This is a genomic window from Bradyrhizobium sp. AZCC 2289 (assembly GCF_036924615.1).
Classification (GTDB): Bacteria; Pseudomonadota; Alphaproteobacteria; order Rhizobiales; family Xanthobacteraceae; genus Bradyrhizobium.
The window spans coordinates 4788205-4802565 of record NZ_JAZHRY010000001.1 but is presented as its reverse complement, the minus strand read 5'-3'; the positions used below and the strand labels follow the sequence as shown (position 1 = coordinate 4802565).

General features: G+C 58.2%; 16 protein-coding genes and 1 pseudogene. 9 read left to right on the top strand and 8 right to left on the bottom strand.

The features are described 5' to 3' along the window. Positions 1-15 precede the first annotated feature (15 nt). Entirely contained in the window at positions 16-276 is a 261-nt protein-coding gene (locus tag V1289_RS22845; RefSeq protein WP_334408005.1) for a hypothetical protein, read from the top strand. A 136-nt stretch (positions 277-412) separates the two neighbouring features. On the opposite strand, the gene V1289_RS22835 is transcribed toward V1289_RS22845, so the two are convergent. The 5 genes from V1289_RS22835 to V1289_RS22820 form a co-directional block, all read right to left on the bottom strand. Beyond that, a complete protein-coding gene (locus V1289_RS22835) occupies positions 413-553 on the bottom strand; it encodes a hypothetical protein (protein ID WP_334395313.1) in 141 nt (46 codons plus the stop codon). 70 nt (positions 554-623) lie between these two features. Next, positions 624-989, bottom strand: coding sequence for a hypothetical protein (locus V1289_RS22830; protein ID WP_334395314.1), 366 nt, complete (start codon positions 987-989; stop codon positions 624-626). 511 nt (positions 990-1500) lie between these two features. Next, positions 1501-1956 carry a group II intron maturase-specific domain-containing protein gene (locus tag V1289_RS49800; RefSeq protein WP_442896059.1) on the bottom strand — a complete coding sequence of 152 codons (456 nt, stop codon included), beginning with the start codon at positions 1954-1956 and terminating at the stop codon, positions 1501-1503. 287 nt (positions 1957-2243) lie between these two features. Then, positions 2244-2459: a hypothetical protein gene (locus V1289_RS22825; protein ID WP_334398990.1), complete on the bottom strand. Its 216-nt coding sequence runs from the start codon at positions 2457-2459 to the stop codon at positions 2244-2246. Between the two features lie 151 nt (positions 2460-2610). Further along, complete coding sequence (locus V1289_RS22820) at positions 2611-3009, bottom strand: thioesterase family protein (RefSeq protein ID WP_334398988.1); 399 nt, start codon at positions 3007-3009, stop codon at positions 2611-2613. Positions 3010-3354: 345 nt separating this feature from the next. On the opposite strand from V1289_RS22820, the gene V1289_RS22815 reads away from it, so the two are divergent. Continuing rightward, entirely contained in the window at positions 3355-4035 is a 681-nt protein-coding gene (locus V1289_RS22815; RefSeq protein WP_334398986.1) for a protein-L-isoaspartate(D-aspartate) O-methyltransferase, read from the top strand. Positions 4036-4128: 93 nt separating this feature from the next. Further along, positions 4129-4455: a hypothetical protein gene (locus V1289_RS22810; RefSeq protein ID WP_334398984.1), complete on the top strand. Its 327-nt coding sequence runs from the start codon at positions 4129-4131 to the stop codon at positions 4453-4455. 996 nt (positions 4456-5451) lie between these two features. On the opposite strand, the gene V1289_RS22805 is transcribed toward V1289_RS22810, so the two are convergent. Beyond that, entirely contained in the window at positions 5452-5703 is a 252-nt protein-coding gene (locus V1289_RS22805) for a hypothetical protein (protein ID WP_334398982.1), read from the bottom strand. 968 nt (positions 5704-6671) lie between these two features. Here V1289_RS22805 and V1289_RS22800 point away from each other — a divergent pair. The 5 genes from V1289_RS22800 (at position 6672) to V1289_RS22780 (ending at position 11909) form a co-directional block, all read left to right on the top strand. After that, a complete protein-coding gene (locus V1289_RS22800; RefSeq protein ID WP_334396118.1) occupies positions 6672-6947 on the top strand; it encodes a hypothetical protein in 276 nt (91 codons plus the stop codon). A 364-nt stretch (positions 6948-7311) separates the two neighbouring features. Continuing rightward, positions 7312-8262 (top strand): M48 family metalloprotease, encoded by a 951-nt coding sequence (locus V1289_RS22795; RefSeq protein ID WP_334398980.1) that lies wholly within the window; start codon positions 7312-7314, stop codon positions 8260-8262. Positions 8263-8780: 518 nt separating this feature from the next. Further along, positions 8781-9512 (top strand): hypothetical protein, encoded by a 732-nt coding sequence (locus tag V1289_RS22790; protein WP_334398978.1) that lies wholly within the window; start codon positions 8781-8783, stop codon positions 9510-9512. Positions 9513-9614: 102 nt separating this feature from the next. Beyond that, positions 9615-10070 (top strand): hypothetical protein, encoded by a 456-nt coding sequence (locus V1289_RS22785; protein WP_334398976.1) that lies wholly within the window; start codon positions 9615-9617, stop codon positions 10068-10070. Positions 10071-10088: 18 nt separating this feature from the next. After that, positions 10089-11909, top strand: a complete 1821-nt coding sequence (locus tag V1289_RS22780) for a S8 family serine peptidase (protein ID WP_334398974.1) — start codon at positions 10089-10091, stop codon at positions 11907-11909. 251 nt (positions 11910-12160) lie between these two features. On the opposite strand, the gene V1289_RS22775 is transcribed toward V1289_RS22780, so the two are convergent. Then, the gene (locus V1289_RS22775; RefSeq protein WP_334398972.1) at positions 12161-12736 is read right to left on the bottom strand and encodes a LabA-like NYN domain-containing protein; all 576 of its coding nucleotides are present in this window, start codon (positions 12734-12736) and stop codon (positions 12161-12163) included. Positions 12737-12897: 161 nt separating this feature from the next. Beyond that, positions 12898-13110: pseudogene (locus tag V1289_RS22770) on the bottom strand (antibiotic biosynthesis monooxygenase family protein); the annotation flags it as partial. A 180-nt stretch (positions 13111-13290) separates the two neighbouring features. Here V1289_RS22770 and V1289_RS22765 point away from each other — a divergent pair. Then, positions 13291-14145: a hypothetical protein gene (locus V1289_RS22765; protein ID WP_334398970.1), complete on the top strand. Its 855-nt coding sequence runs from the start codon at positions 13291-13293 to the stop codon at positions 14143-14145. Positions 14146-14361: the final 216 nt, after the last annotated feature.

Here is a 14361-nt window from a genome sequence, read left to right as displayed (position 1 = left end):
AGTTAGGTGCGGACAATGATGAAATATCGAGACATCGAATATACGGTCGTTCAAGGCATCGGGCGGCACTTGTGGAAATGGTCCGCGTCGGTTGCGGACGTGGTGATCACGGGCCAAGCGCACAGTAAATCGGCGGCAGTGGTCGAAGCCGAGAAAGCGATTGACCGGGCACTCGCTCTAAAAAAAGGTGCGACTTGTGCCACCCAAGGGGGAAACGAATATGCCTTAGCCATTTGCTATTCACCCCTGAATGGCAAGCCGCGATTGAGGGCCTGATGCTGGTCGCGGAATTGGGAGGGCCAACGATGTTTGCGCGAATTGGCGTCATGAGAGCCTTGAACCGCCGCGTTGAACGTGTGTTCGACTCGTCGCGGAAGGACAAGCATTGGGGACGCCGGAAGCTGCCGCGGGATCAATGACGAAAGCAGGCGGCCATCGAGGCATCGACCCCGACGGCGTTGCCGAAACCGAGGCCGATCATTTCGGCAATTGCCCGATCTGCGGAGCGTTGCTCGACATGCGCGACCTGACTCAAGTGCTGGCGCATGTTCACGACGCCGAGATTGAGATCGGCGAAGGTCCGGAGCCGCGCGGGACGGTCCGCTTTTATGACAAGGGGGGCGTTAGCCGGTCCGACGCTCGTCGGCCTGTGGCGCTTCCGGCGGTGCGTTCAGCTGAACTCCGGCCCTCAGCACTTGTTGCTGATAGGCCTTCCCATCCTCCGCTAACAGTTCCATCTCTCGCGTGACCCAGTTCTGATATTCCCGGAGTATATCGGAGGGCGTCTCGGCATCGCCAATCTGTTTGGCCGTTTCAAGCGCCGCTTGCATGCCCTTATGACGCCGGGCAAACCAACCGTCCGCAAATTCCTTCAAGCCTTCGAGCGCGGTTTCTTGGTTCTCCCAGAACTTGACGCCTATCGGCGCATAGGCCTTCAAAGCAGCTGCTGGCTGCAAGATGTTCGGAAATAACGTCACGTTATCGCTCATGGTCATTCTCCGTTTGAGTTGACCTGCCCCATGAGTCTTATAGAGACTAATAAAATAACCATCCGCGTGTGACGCCCGATGTTCGATATCGCACAAGAAAAATTCGGCGTCGGGGCCTAGCCGGAAATCCGCTGTTACGCCCATTTAGATTTATCTACGCTTGCGCCTTATGTCGTAGTTGGATCAACTGCGCCCCTGATACAAACCGGAACACCACTGCCCCCTTTGGCGCATTCTACGCTTTGTTTGCCCAGGCTTTCATTACATCGGTGCGGCTATTGTGTGAAAGGGAAGTGCCCTTGACGTGAGGGTTCATCTCATTACGCGGCGTTACATTTTTCGCTTCCGATGTCCGAATTGGTAGAGTCGAGGATGGGCGCGGTAGCTTGGGGCCTATGGCCAACGCCCCGTTTCCCATCCCCGCTCATCAGTAGGGTCGAGGACTGGCGCGCCGGTTTAGGTCGAAGTTTGGGTTCCCTGTTGTCTCGCCCTTTCGTCTGCGAGTGTCCCACTATCTCGACCATGCCACGTCTCCAGCCCCCTCCACGTCGCACGCAACGTGCGGATTTCCCGCATTGCGCGCCCCCATTTGCTTCACGCCAAAGCTTATCGGACCTATCCTGCTGGGGCGACTTTCGGCCCGTCGCGTCGCACTCGATAGGCGTTGAACAGCCCTAGAGAGTGTCGTACAGCCACCGCCTTTTCCATCGTTCCCAGTCGAAGCCCTTTCGTTTCTGAGCATGCGCCAGATGGCGCCTGTGACCTTCTTCTCCACCCAGTCCTTGATGAAGCTGAAGCACTCGCTGGAATGCCCCACCGCGAAGTAGTTCACCCATCCCCGTAGCACCGGATTGATCAGGCCTATCACCCGTTCAATCGGTTGCGACCGGTGTCGGCGGAACACCTCTTTGAGCGCACGCACCAGCGCCGTCCGCTTTTTGAGCTTGGGCGTGTAACGCGGCCGCATCGCCCCGCTTAGACCGCGGAGGTAAGCAAACGAGCACCACAAGCAACATAAGAAGGTTTGCCTATCGGCCGTCGGAAGCAAACTTGTCGATGGCCCAAAAACAGATTGCTCCCACGACCACAATGATCAGAATGCCAATTAGAAGTGAAATGATCGCCCTGTCTCAGTCCTTGGGCATGCCTCTGGCAGGCGAGCATCCCGGGGCATCTGCCGCACGTCAAGGCCAAGCCGCTCTAAATTCGTTGAGTTGAGGCTACGAATTCCGAACTCCATGCTGGCTCGTGCCATCAGTCATCAATTAGCGTGCCGATAAGATTCAGCAGCGCTTGGTGTTCTGGGCCGTTGGCACCATCTCGGAGAAATTTACCGATATCCGTGTAGGATATCTGTCCACCAGAGCTAACGTTTGGCTCGTGTTTCACGGCGGGCATCTTCGAAACCGGGTCGCGCGTCAACAGCCAGGCGTCGCCATTGCTGCTTTGGTAGAGAACTCGTTCGCTCATTCCAATCTAATCGAGCTCGTGCTGTTCGGTTCCTGCTGCCGGTGCGGCATAGCCGCCTGGGTCTCGACAAACGGCACCACCGCACGGGCGACCGCCAGCCCTACTCCGGCTTGCTTCAGGCAGGGTTATTTGGTGTAGAGCCGGCGTCGAGCTAGAGTCTGCTCTTTTTGGCTAGGCGCTCGTTGAACGAACGAAGAACGATCACGACGCGCTCGTGAGTTCCGCTGCCGATCTCTTCTATGCCGTCGCTTGCCGCGACCTTAAAGTGTATTCGTTTTCCCTCAACCTTGACCACCTCGGCCGTCGCGGTCACGTCGCGACCTTCAGGCGTCGCGGCGAAATGTCGTACATCTACGGCCGCGCCGACCGCGCTCTCACCTGCATCCAAAAATGGCCTGATGGCGTTGAGCGCGGCGTTTTCCATGAGCAGAATCATCACGGGGGTCGCCAGCACTTGCGGCAATATGGCATCCTTGAAGCGGTTGGCGAGATGTTCCGGTTGTACATGTAATGTGAACGTTCCTTGAGTTCCCAACGGAATCTGGCGCATGCAATTATCCTCTCTCTGCGGCGCCGCGTTGCGTGCTTCCTCCGTCGCTTGCACCAAAGCATTCTGCGCTGCAGGAGCAGCGCGAGCCTGCGAAATGTAACTGGCATCGCAAGCAAAGGAACGGCGCCGGATTGAGCGTCAAAATGCATCCCGACAGCACGGTCGCTGCCCGCTCCGCCACGAAGATTTCGGCATGCCCCACTTCAAGGGCAGCTGGCGAGATTGTACAATCTTTCCAGGGCGTTTGAAGGCGTCTCGTTGTCCTCAAGGGACCTGCGATGTCGTCAGCGCGTCACGGGCGACCAAGTTCCACTTGAGGAACCTCGTCCGCATTGAAAGTTGCCAATGCGAGCAGAAGATCTTGAGGCCCTGCGCGAACACATGCTCGCGGTCATCGCCGCCGGCGCCTTTGCGCTGCGTGACACAATCGGCAAGAGTGCCTTTGACGAACGCGTCATGACGGCCATGGGCAAGGTGCCGCGGCATGAGTTTGTGCCAATCGAACTTCAGCCCTACGCGTATGCCAATTTTCCACTTCCAATCGGCTTCGCAAAGACGATCTCGCAGCCATTTATCGTCGCCTTAATGACCGATCTGCTCGACATCAAGGCCGACGACAGCGTTCTCGAAATCGGCACCGGTCTTGGCTATCAGGCCGCCATCCTCGCGCAGCTGGCCCGCACGGTATACTCCGTGGAAATCATCGAAGAGCTTGGCCAAGAGGCGAAACGACGACTCCGACAGCAGGGCTGCAGCAATGTCGAACTCAAGATTGCCAATGGCTATCACGGTTGGTCAGACCACGCCCCCTTTGACAAGGTGATCGTGACGGCCGCTCCCGATCTGATTCCTCCTTCGCTGATCCACCAATTGAAAGCGGGTGGGAAAATGGTGATACCGGCCGGCCTGCCCAATACGCAGCAGCTCATTGTGGCCGAGAAGCTCGCCAACGGCAGAATGACGATGAAAGAGATTCTGCCCGTCCGATTCTCTCAACTCGAGGGGACTGAACCCGGCTTATCATAAGCCCCGTGGCGCATCCGTAACGGAGCATAGATGACCACCTCGAAAACGATCGCCGGCCTGATCGGTCCTACCCTTGTCGCTATCGCTGCCGGCATGCTGCTGAACATTGGCTCGTTCCCGACATTGGCGGAACAGGTTTCCCGCGATCCCGCGCTCATCTTCGTGTCAGGCATCCTCTTGTTCGTCGCTGGGCTTGCCATTGTGCGCGTTCACAATCGCTGGACGAACGGATGGCCGGTACTTGTGACCGTCCTTGGCTGGCTGTTCGTCCTGGGTGGCCTTGCCCGAATGCTTTTTCCAACCGGACTCGCCGCGATTGCCGCCGGAATTGGCCAGATCACCGGCGCGATCATTGCAGGGGCCATCGTCCTCCTGGGACTCGGCGGCTTTCTTTCGTTCAAGGCATATCGACGTGATTGAGCACGCGCACCCTTCCCAGCGAGCGTTTTGATGACAGCTGTGGGTCAAACTGAGAAGAACTCAGTACGAGCATATGTTTTCCGTGTTGCCTCTCATAGCGGACATTGGTGCCGGCACTTGCACGATGAATGCCACGTCGCCCATGGCGTCACTCCGTCGCGTCCTTGGATAGCAAGGTGCAACGGCAGAACGCCCTCCACGCGCGATACCTGCACTTGTCGCACCATGACCGTTGCAGACATCCGGGCTGGGTCCGCTCTTCCGCCGATAGCAGACATGCGAGGATTGCGGCCGCAGGTCCGTTTCGTGCCAACGCACTAAATCGCTGCGCGATAGTTCGCCCGTTGAGGCGGTGCGGCTTGCCTGCGAGCATGGTGGCCGCGGGTAGAAACGTAGAACGTCCGCAAATTCCGCATCCGAGATGCGGAAGACCACATCTGCATCGTCAAGAATTTGAATGACGAACACCGTGCAATCGGAGAAGCAGTGATCATCTTGACGAGGAGGTTGAAACAGTTTCGGTTGGACAAAATTGAGGTTTGTTGCAGTCTTCAAAAATTGGTTCGCCCTATGATGCTCCATGGCTGTCGCAAGACTGATCGCGCAGAAGTTGTCGAACGTGACCTTTTTACAACGCCTAACTCTTTGAAATCACATAAGAGGCAAAAGGAGCTTTCCCCACTTGTGCAACACTCGTGCCATAACGCCAAAGTTGTGCATCCCTTCGAGGCCAGTACACTTCGAAAAATTACCCGGCACTCAAATCACGTACCGCGGTTAAATCTCCATAGCGCCCGCGGCACCGCCGGTGCCCCACTTCCCGCGATTTCGTGCCTTGGCGCTTTTCGGACGCCGGTCGTCGGAGCGCGTGGATAGCCTCGTCAAGCCGGCATCCGAAAACCTGCACAACAACGGAAGTGGCCAACCTATCCGATGGCAACTTATTCAGCGCCGCAAATTCCAACGCCAAAAACGGAGCACCACCCCCTAGCGCGGTTAATATACAGCATCGCGTTTAGGCGCTTGATCCGCCATCCGTGCCAGCACGATTGCTTCCTCCGCCGCTATCCGAAAATCCCGCGCCGCCTTCAGCGGGCGCCTAATGTTGGGATCTTCCGAGCTGCTGTCGAAAGTAATCAGCTTCATACAGTTTGGGCACTGCACCTGATAGCCGTTGCGGAGTCGCTGCGCCCGCTCGCCGAAAGTCTTGCGGCATTTGGAACACACAATCTTTATCCGGTCGGTCATGAAATTCTCCCGCAAGGAGAATATCAGGCTGTTTTTTAGGACTTGCTAATCAGTTACCTCAATTTGGAAACATTATTCCCGGCCCTTCAAAGGAGTGCCCGCTCTTACCTCAACAGCGGACATCCGTCCGTCCGCCTGTGAGTCCCGAAAAGTGCCGATTTTGTTGCAAAAGTCGAAAATCGGACGAGGCCGAAAATCTCGCAAAAGCTGATTTTTAGACGCCTCTACCGCTGCAACGCCTTGTAACGTCGATGCGAAGGGCCGTGATCCATTTTGTGCGAAACGATGAGGTCCCTCACATCGCCACAGACGAAACCCATCAGCGGGCCTAGGAAATTTCGTTCGTCACCCGAAAAAAACTTTTGCAACAATATCTGCCAGAAGCAGACTCTCAGGATAGCTGGACGTGTCGCTTTGAAGCCTTGAAAAGGTATCTTAGACCCGTTTGGCTGCTCGGCTCGAGCGGCGTTCGGAAATCTCCCGGTTTCTGAGTGACGCCCCGTGTCGGCCAGTTCTCAGGCGCGCGACGGCGCGTCCGTCAGGTCCTCTCGTCCCCGCTGGCCTCGGTCCGCTCTGCAGCGCACTCCGGACTTAAGGCGGACATCGCGTCAGGTACGATCAATGCCAAGACCTGAAATCTGCCCCAAGGCTAAACCGGTAGACGCGCCGTGCGTCTTCCGCTCGCGGAGGATTCGAGTTGTCGCTTGGCAGGGGCTTTGCGACCTCGCGAGCGCACTTGGAGAACAACAGCGTCAACCCGGCTGATCGACCGATGTCGCTCGACGGAGGAAGTTCCCATCAGTCGCAAGCCCCAGGTGGGCAGATCCTAAACCTAGGTATGCGGTTGTCAGCCAAATCTACCGTTACGGATCAACCTCTGTGCAATGGTTTGGTCCATCTCTTTGTGAGTACGCTTGGGCCGTAACTGCCGATGTGTCGAGCGGCGAGACAACAGGAGGAATTCACCGATGAGAATCATGGATGCAACCGCATTGTCAGGTTTTGCTCGCAAGGCGGCTGAGTCAGCCTCCGACTTCGCCAGCGTTGTTCACAACCTGATCATGGACGTGCGCGACAGCTACCGGCCCGAGCTGCACTACATGCGTGGCCCCGGCCCGAAATGGCGCGCCAAGCATCAGCCCTGGCTAAGATTCGGTTCTGAAGTCCTACCCCCGGCCGGGCAGCACCAGCTTTCGCCGGTTTATGGACGCCGTCGCGACACGGCTAACGCCGCCACCCGCTAGCCGGCTTACGGAATCATGCTCGTGATACGGATGTTCTTGTTTGCTGTCTCGCTCTCGATCGACCTGGCGACAATCTCGAGGGCTTTTCCGGATCATGCTCTAGGCAATCAACCGATGGCTTTCGCTGCAGTGGAACTCTTCGTGTTCATCCCGCAACAATTCTGTGTCTATGGCATGGATCTGGCATGACAAGGCGCAAGTTGATCCGTAACCTTTCGCGTTGGGCGTGGACCAGGGGGCAGGGACAGGGGTGTTTGACGCTGGCCTAAACTGGATGGCTTTGCGTGGTAGTCGGCCGGGGCGGGATGTCGTCGCCGGCCTCGCGCCAGGCATTTCACTCGCTTTGGTGCGCTGTGCGCCGCCGATGCAAATGCTGCGCGTTTCGCAGCACGACACCCTCGTCATCCCGGAAATCCATTGGCCGTCGGGAGAAGCGGGCGTTTTCCTCCGCTGCCGGCTCGAGTGGCAATCCCGGAACCAGGAGGTGCTGCGCCGCCGGCGGCTCGCCCATCAAACCGCGAACCATCAATCATCGGCGTTGGCGATTGTCGCAATGATGACGCTGCTTGCGGTATGCGGCTGGATCGTCGGCGGGCCCGAGGGGGTGCAGCGAGCGTTACAGGGAACCGCGCCCTGCCCCAATGGAACGGTCATCTCGCGCGAGAGCATGCATCGCTGGTTCGGCGCCCGGCTGCTGTCCCACGCCGAGGTGCCGGAGTTGTTCGCCATTCTGACGAAGGTTTGCAGCCGAGCCGGCTTGGCTCGAGTGCCGGATCTTTATTGTCTGCCGGCACCGGGCGATATGAATGCCTATGCACTCGGCGGACCGGAACGCAGCGCCATTGTCTTAACCGAGGGCCTGCTGCGCGGCATGACGCGCGAGGAAATCGCCGGGATATTGGCCCACGAAGTTGCGCATATCCGCAACAATGACGCCTGGACGATGAGCTGGACGACGGCGTTGCGTCGCGCGATCGATTGGACGTCGCTCGCTGGTCTCGCGCTGCTGCGAACGCGACACCATCACGGCAGCTTAGGCCGGCCATTGGCGATCCTACTGAGCGCAGCTCCTGCCCTCGGTCAGTTACTTGGCCTTGCACTGTCCCGCGTTCGCGAACTGGATGCGGATGCAACCGCGCTCGAACTGACCGGCGACTCACGGGCGCTCATCGCCGCACTCGACAAGCTGGAGCGCCATCACACCGGTTCTGCGCCAATGCCTGTGTCTGCATTCGGGCATGATCCGATGCGCTTGCTTCGCAGCCATCCCGCGACCTCCGAGCGCGTCGGTACTTTGCTCAACCTCGCCTATTAGCATTCGCGTAAGCAAAGCGGATGCACCTCGGCAAGAGCGCTGACTAGGCAAAGAGTGCTGACAAACACGACTTGGAATTTGCACCGAGTTGCCACGAAAATATCGCAGCGCCTTCGCGAAACTATTTCGGCTTGGACACGTTTCTTGGGTCCAATTCCTCTTGGGTCCAATTCCGAACGTTGAAGAATCGGAGGAGCGTCTGAGCGGACGTAGGTGGCTGGCCTTTTGGGGTGTGGCCAGCAAGAAACGACAACCCGCTTCCCGCACCTCTCAACGGCTTTTCTTTGCCGCCCAATGTTTTGCCGTTCGCTTGTTGCCCTTGAGGAACACAAACCCGCGCCTCAAACGGGGAGGCATCGCTTATCGCTTCGATTTCGCGTTGAGCATTTGAATTTGAAAAAAATGCAACGCCGTCACATCGCGTGACGGACCGCTGTCGCCACCGAAGGACCTCGAAGGCGGACCGTCTTCGTAGGGTTTTGGGCTGAGGGCACCAACCGTCGCAAGGAGAACGAGCGATGACCTACTATGACACCCCGCAACAGAACCTCGGGCACAGTTCGCAGTTTGGGCAGTTCGGTCCGCAACAATGGGGAGCGTTCGGATCGCAAGCCGGCCAACCGTACGGAGGAGGATTCGGACAAGCGGCCTACGGCCAGCAACACGGGCAATACGGCGGTCAGCAGCCTTTTGGCGCAGTTGGATATAATCCCGGCTGGGGCGGACAACCGATGGGTTGGGGTCAGCAGCAGTGGGGTGGCCAACAGCGCCAGCTGTCGCAACAGGATGTGAACGAGGTCGTGCGTCAACTAATACCGGCGCTGCCTCAAATCCTCGCGCAAGCACAAACTCCGATCGCAGGAATGGGCTACGCGGCCTACGGCCAAGGGCCACGGCAGCTAAGCCCGCAGGACGTGAATGAAGTCGTGCGGCAGATCCTGCCCATCGTTCCCCAGATGGTGGGAACGCTGCAGAGCCAGCAGCAACCTCACTATGCCGCCATGCAGGGCGGCCCCAGCTTGGGCCAATTCGGAGGTCTCGGCCAATTCGGCCTTGGCCATCCTGCGCAGACTTGGGGTACGCAGTTCGGCGCGCCGCAATTCCAGTCGGCGTTCGGCGCTCCTTCAGCCTTTGGCCAGCAGCGGCAACTAACACAACAGGACGTCGCTGACATCACCCGCCAGCTGGTCGGCATAATCCCTCAGGTCATCGCTAACCTTCAGGCCTATAGCCAGCAGCGGATGATCTGACCGCAAGTCAGAGCCGGTCCACACGGCAACCAGCGGCCGCCGCCGAAAGCGGCGGTCGCGCTTACTGCCGCCACGCACGCTTCCCTCCGGAGGAGAATACCCATGTCAGATTGGAATCCTTCTGCCACTACCGCATCACCGCCCCGCCCGTCAGACATTCAGCAGCTCGTAGGCCTGCTCGGTAATTTGATGCCGCTTCTCATGCGCCTGCAGTCGCAGGCTTTCGAGCAACCGTTCCAGACCATGCCCGGCGGCCTGCCGATACCGAACCCGGTACTCGATCGTCAGGCCGCTGAAAACATGATCGGAGACATGATTTCGGAATCGCTGCGCGCGCTTTCCGCCTTTCTCCAAGCCAACGCTGCGCAGCATGCCGGCCTGGAAAACTGTGTCCCGATCGTTACCCAAGCCGCGCACAGGTATGCCGCGCGGGATTATGCGCAGGCCTTCAACCTGATCTGGCTGACCTATCGCACCATCGAAACCATCCGCGCAGCCGACCCCCGCCTTCCGTTGCTGCGGCAGGGTTCGACCGAGACTCAATCCTCACTCCACTGAAAAATGGGAGGCGACGCCATGGCAGCAAGTCGAGATAATCCGCGCTCCACCTCGAGCAGGGACCGGCGCAAATCCGCGCGTGATCCGCGCCCAGCCCCGGGCGGCGATCGACGCAAACCGGCCCGCACCAGTCAGTACATGATCGCATCGGCGGGACCTGGCGTCAGCGGTCAAGCGCTCGCCGAGCGGCTCAACCAGTTCGGCAACATCGAGATCCTGCGGACACATGACAGGCGCGACGCCATTGCGCCGGCGATTGCGGTCGTGCGCATGTCGGACGATGCCACCGCCGCACTGCGCCGCTCCGCAACCGGCACCTTGATCATCGAGCCGGACGGTCACCTGCGAGCTGCATCATTCGTTGGCGCGTCATCGTTTTTCCCGGCGGCCGCGATGATGACTGCGCTCGGGCCGGATTTGAAGGTGACGATCCGGATCGTGAGCGAAGCCGGCACGCCCGTGGAGCAGGCGGCGGTGAGGCTCATTGGCGAGCAGGCGTCAATTCAGGGACTGACGGATAGCGACGGCAGAGTCGATCTGACGCTGCAGGGCGAGCTGCCGGAAACGGTCGCCGCCATATTCGTCAATGCGCGTTCAGGCTTTTGGGGCCTGTGGCAGGATCGGCCTTATCTCGAGACCGATGCGGTGAACACCTTCACCCTAAAACCCTTGTCGCTGCCGGAGGCGTTGGATTGGGGCGGCGCAGCCATGCAGTTCGATCGGATTCCGAACCAGTGCCGCGGCGCCGGAATCAGGATCGCCCTGATCGACAGCGGCGTTGCGACCAGCCACAAGCAATTGACCAGGATCGATCACGGTATCGATATCAGGAGCGCGGAAGGACAATCCTGGTCGAAGGACCCAATCGGCCACGGCACACCTTGCGCGGGCCTCATCAACGCCGCTCCCCAGACAGCTCACGGCATCCGCGGCTACGCCCCGGATAGCGAGCTGCATGTTTGCAAGCTTCCTCCCGATGCCCATTGCAGCGACCTGATCGCGGCGCTTGACTATTGCCTGCAGAACGGCATCGACGTGGCGTGCCTCGGTTTCGGGTGCGAGCGCGGCTCCGCTCTGGTTGAGCAGCGTATCGCGATGGCAAAACAGCAAGGCGTCAGCATCATCGCTGCCTCCGGCAATTCTGCCGGAGCGGTGTTGTTTCCGGCCTGCTCCCCGTGCGTCTTGGCGGTAGGCGCGGTCGGACAGATGGGAAGCTATCCGGAAGACAGTCCACAGGCGGCGCAGGCCGTGGTGGCCACCGCGGTCGCGGGCGGATTTGTGCCGACGTTTTCCTGTCGCGGGCCCGAACTCGACCTGTGCGCGCCCGGCGTCGCGGTCATTGCCTGTCAGTCGCCGGACACCTACGCGATCTGCGACAGCACCTCGCTCGCGGCGGCTCACGTCGCTGCTCTCGCAGCCTTGATCCTCGCCGACCACGGCGATTTCAAGGGAAGCTTCGCTGCCAAGGACTTTCAACGAGTCGAGCGGCTATTCCAGATTCTCAAGGATACTGCGCAGCCAATCGGACATCCATGGCAGACCGGCGCCGGGCTGCCGGACGCAGCCCAGGCGCTTGGCATCTGGTCGGAGCAACGGCCGCTGGTCGTGCCGCTAAATGTCGGCTTGCGCGAGATGCGCAACGCCATTCGGCAGCTCAACGAGATTCAGCTCGGCGCAAGCCAGGCGATGCCGTTCGAGCCGCTGCGCGGTCCGGCCAATGTGACTCGCCTGCCGCTGAATCCGGGACCTCTGCCGTTCCAGGCTGACGGCGGCGGCAAAGCAAGCATCCACGAACTCAAGGCAGCGATGGTGCTCGCAGGTTTGGCGGCAGGACCCTAGCTCGCGAGGGGCGGCATGATCGATAGGTATCGTTGAGGTTGAGAGAGCGCTTCTTGCCGCGTTTGTGCTGCCGCGGCGGAGTCCGATCTGGGTCATTCTCGACTGAAATGGGCAGTCTGCGCCATGTCCGGTTTACCCCCGTTAGCGACCGAACTGCGGACATCGCTGGTGGTCCGGTTCGTGCCATGGGCAGACATCCCCCATGAAGGCCGCACTTTAACTGGCCGCTTTCGGAGAGCCACCAATGCTACCTAGTCGTCTTTCAAGAATGTGGGCTCACGAGGAGTAGCACGTGGGGACGGATCGCGGCCGATTTTGGATTTTAGCTCGACTAAATCGGTGAACACGTCGGCCTGACGTCGTAACTCGTCGGCGATCATCGGCGGCTGGCTTGAGATTGTCGAGACCACGGTGACCCGGACACCGCGGCGCTGCACCGCTTCCACCACCGAGCGGAAATCGCCGTCGCCCGAAAACAGCACGATCTGGTCGACATGCTCCGCGAGCTCCATGGCATCGACCGCAAGCTCGATGTCCATATTGCCCTTCACCTTGCGGCGGCCGCTGGCGTCGATGAATTCCTTGGTCGCTTTGGTAACGACGGTGTAGCCGTTGTAATCGAGCCAATCGACCAAAGGCCGGATAGAGGAAAATTCCTGATCTTCAATGATCGCGGTGTAATAGAGCGCACGCACTAGCGTCCCGCGGCTCTGAAATTCCTTGAGCAGGCGTTTGTAGTCAATATCGAAACCGAGCGTCTTAGCCGTTGCGTAAAGGTTGGCTCCATCAATAAAAATCGCAATTTTGTTGGAGTTTTCATCCGGCATAAGCAATTCCTGTAAAATCAATTCGACAGAAGCAGTTACCGAAAAATGTTTTAAGTATCAAGCTTTGTCGGTCCGTTTCCTGGCGCAAGCCGCCACGTAGAAATACGTGGTGTGGACTTCTGCTGAAGGTGACGATTGTCACCCCCGCCGCATCCCGTGTGCTACTGCGGGTGATCCAGATACAGCGGCTTGTTGTCCCCTGCCCGACTATGCGCTGCCCGGAATGCCTCTGATTTAGTCCATGCCTAGAACGTAGCCCGGTTTTCCCACAGCCTTATGCGACGCAAAAAGCGCGTGATCCTCAGCCTCAGGGCCTTTGAGAAGGTGAAACTCTACAAGCCCGGCACCTTGTCGAGATGACTGTCACGCAACAACAAAGCTGCATAGCGACAAACGGTAGGCGAGCCCCATTTCAAACCCGACCGCCCTATTGGCGTCTCGAACCGAAATGGGGGGCTAAGTGATCAAAGAATTTTGATACTTTTCGAGACTATGCAAGAATCGACTGTCAAACACGAATCGACTGTCACGCTCCAAAAACAACGATGCAAACAATGAAAAATAGCTGGGCCCCTTCCAACCTTGATGGTTCGGGCGAGATCTTTGAGACTTTGCACTCGGGCTTAAAAGTGAAGTTAATCGCTACCCCTCGCAGCGATTTTAGAACCTGTCATGCAAATGAACACGTATCGGCTGTTCTTCGGCGAAACATAGACTCTTATGATTTCATCCCGGTTGTTAGTGACGGCGCAGGTGGCAGCCAACATATAATTGGATTATTTCATGCCGCAAATTACACGGACCATGAAGGCATCGGCGATCGTATTCAGGACCACTTCAACTCTTTATCCGAAGATTTTATAATTGGTGCAGATGCAAGCATTTTGGATTTCATCAAGGACGCGGATGCGAAGCCATGCCGTCTGGTTGTGTCCGGAAGCAATATCATCGGCCTTGTCAGCCTATCTGATCTCCAGAAATTACCTGTTCGCGCCGTGCTGTTTGCGCTCATAACAGGTTTCGAAATTACGATGATGGAGGCCATAAAACGCACATACAAAAGCGAGACGCATTGGATGAACTCTCTGAGCTTGGAAAGACGTCAGAATGTTGAATATCAAAAGAGCAAATCTGAGGAGGCCGATGCTATCGTCGACACCTTATTGTTCACACAGTTCGCCGATAAAAAAACTCTCGTGAAGAAGCAACTCCCCAAAACACGACCAAAAAAATCATTCGAGAAGGCGCTCAGAACGATTGAATCGTTGCGAAACAAAATAGCGCACGCAAACGAATATGCAAACACACCTACGCACGCACGTAGTGTTTGCAAAACGGTGCGAGAATTGCTGCAATTCAGATTAGAGATAGCGGGGCTTCAACCTAATATCCAAGCCCCGAAGCCGTGACTTCGGCAGGGAATGGCTTTTATCGTTCCGCTGCCACACCCAGAATTGTAAACACTTAGATGCGATCGGATCTTTAGGCGGGGCGTCCGTCAGTTCGTTAGCCGCGTGAGCTGCTCGGCCGCTCGCGGCTGGCGGTCGCTTCTCGCACTTCTAATCCACCGCTACTACCCTCTACCCAAGTCAAGAGTTCGGGTTTCTGCGAATCGGCCCGATGCC